Source organism: Muribaculum sp., from assembly GCF_029051885.1.
Taxonomy (GTDB): Bacteria; Bacteroidota; Bacteroidia; order Bacteroidales; family Muribaculaceae; genus Muribaculum.
This window is the reverse complement of the sequence record NZ_JAIDKI010000215.1, coordinates 1-2891: the sequence shown is the minus strand read 5'-3', so window position 1 is coordinate 2891 and position 2891 is coordinate 1. Positions and strand designations below refer to the sequence as shown.

The 2891-nt window shown below is 56.1% G+C and carries 1 protein-coding gene; it reads left to right on the top strand.

The genetic code is table 11. The features are described from left to right. Window positions 1–26 precede the first annotated feature (26 nt). A partial coding sequence (locus K2I50_RS08880; protein WP_301025964.1) for a fimbrillin family protein occupies window positions 27–2891 on the top strand: 2865 nt, incomplete at its 3' end.

The following is a 2891-nucleotide window of genomic DNA, read 5'->3' as shown; positions in this document are numbered from 1 at the left end:
CTCCACCCAACCCAAATCATTACACAATGAACCGCATATATAAAGGTATCTTCACGCTGTCGACCGCCGTAACATCGGTAGCCGCCATAACAGGCTGCTCCGACGATTTCGAAAACGACCTGCGCACATCGGGCAACGTGATTTTCAATATCGACGCGCCCGCACAATGGACCGGCGGCAACGACGACAGCGACGGCACCGACACCTCACGCTGCATATCGATCGACGCGACCGACACCGACGGCGACACTCCTTTATATCTGCACACATTCGAAGCCGACAACCACGCCACAGCCCCCGCCAAGTCGAGAGGCGCACTCGCCAAGTCGGTATCATCATTCTCCCTAAGCGCCATATGCTACCCCGGAGAATACCCCGCCAACGAAGCCGATGTGACATGGACTCCCGACTTCGCCTACAACCTCACCTACACCGTCAGCGGCTCCACTGCCGCCGGAACCACCCTGCAATGGCCCGCAGGCGGAAAAGTCCGCTTCTTTGCCTTTGCCCCTATCGCCGACAATTCTCAATCGGACGCAGCCGATGCATTCACCCTCTCATCCTCCACACAGCCCGGCTCGCCGAAAATCACATATACCGTACCCACCGACGTCAAGAAGCAGACCGACATAATGGCCGCATGCACCGACGCCACATCGCCCGACGTGACGCTCAACTTCCGCCACGCCCTCACAGCCGTAAAGATTGTGGCCGCGGCCGACATGCTCCCCGGTAAAATCACCGACGTGGAAATAAGCGGAGTGTACGGCTCCGGAACATTCACCCCCACCCCTGCCGGAGGAACATGGGCGCCTGCCGCCGCCAAGGCCACCTACAAGGTGACACGCGACCTCACCCTGTCGCCCGAAGAGAGCAACTCGGGCTATAAGCCCGCAGGCGACACCGGCGACAAGAAGGGCGAAATAATAGGCGACATACCCGACAAGACCGAAATCACCGGCGAGACAGGCGACCTCACCATGCTGCTCATACCGCAGACTCTGCCCGAGGGCGCTCGCCTGACCATAAAATTCACCGACGACCTTACCGGCACCGCCCGCACTCTATCGGCATCCTTGGCCGGAAAGACATGGCCCGCCGGCAAGGTGGTCACCTACTCGCTGTCGCCGTCGAGCATCCACATCACCCCGACTGTGCTATTCAGCAAGGACCCCGCCACCGACGTGCTCCCCTACTCAGGCGCATGGCACGACTCTGAAATCAAGGCATATGTGGCCGTGACACAGAACGGAGTCAATGGCATCCAATATATCGAGTTGCCGCGTCCCGAAATCGAATACTCCACCGACGGCGGCACCTCATGGGCCTCCACCCCTGCCGTCTACGACCCCGACCCTGCCTCCGACACCCAGGCATCGGCCTCCGAAGCCACACAGCGCATGGTGGAATGGCACGAATCGCCCGACGGATTTACCCTCTACAAAGGCACATTCGCTCTGACCCCGCAGAGCGACTTCACCACCCTGAGCAGCCGGCTGACAAAAAGAGAGACCTGCAAGGGCTCCCGCGAGAATCCCCACAACCTGCTCGACGACACCAAAGGCGAGACCGCCAACTGCTATCTCGTCGACCAACCGGGCTACTACTGCTTCCCGATAGTCTACGGCAACGCCTACAACAACCCCTCGGCCTACACCGTCAACCAAGAAACAACAACCTCGGGCATGACTTATTTTGTCGACTACAAGTGCCGGCAGATATCATCACAGGCACCCGCAGAGTCCGATATAAAGGATGCAGTGCTTGCCTGGCAGGACGCGCCCGACCTCATCGACGAAGTAGAGATACTCGACAAAAATCAACCAATAGCCGGACTGAAATGGATACGATTCCGCGTGCGCAAACACTCAATCACCCAGGGCAACGCGCTGCTCGTGGCACGCGACCCTGCAGGCGAGATAGTGTGGAGCTGGCACATATGGGTCACACAGCACCGCGACGAATGGATGGTACAGGGCAAAGCGGCGTGCCACGAACTGAAATCGCGAACCGGAAGCGGCACATCCTCTACCCCAACCGGCAATACATATTATCTGACCGCCTGCAATCTCGGGTACTGCGACCCACACAACGGCAACGACGAGCGCAAGATAAGGATACGCTTCAGTCTCGACTGTAGCAAAATCACAGGTAGCAGCGCGCCAGTGGCATGCAACTCATTTTATATCTACAAGGATGGCAAAGCCTCCGACAAGAAAATAGACTGCACCACAACGCTATTCACACAGGCCGAGTTCAAAGGATCGCTCGGCGGCGACAACACCTATTACCAGTGGGGCCGCAAAGACCCGATGCTCGGCGGCATATACAACGACAAAACCGACATATACAATATCGGCAGCCCTGACTACACAGAGATGAACATGGAGAACAAGCCGACATTCAACGTCTACAATAAGGACGGGGTGTCGTACGACTTCTCTCGCAACAAGCCAGGCACAAGCAAATCGGACCTTGGAGAAGAAAGAGGCGTCACAATCGACTATACCATAAAGTATCCCTTCCGCTTCGTGATGAGCAAATATGATGACAGAATCACCGACAGCAACGGAACAAAATTCAGCAGATACAGAAACCATTGGCACACTTTATACAAAGTGGATGGCAATAAACCCTCGTATATATCCGGCGATAATGGCGACATGTTCCAGATGTGGAATCCGGCAGCAAAAGATAAAAACACAAACGAACAGACTGTTACCAAATCAATCTACGATCCCTGTCCTGCGGGCTATCATGTGCCTCAGGCCAATGTGTTCTCGGCACTTGCAGCAGCCGGCAGCGCCACAGATAATAAAGCATATCAACTGGCTGACTACGAGACCTCGGCAAAATTCAGCATCCATGAGCATGCCTGGACAGTAACATAT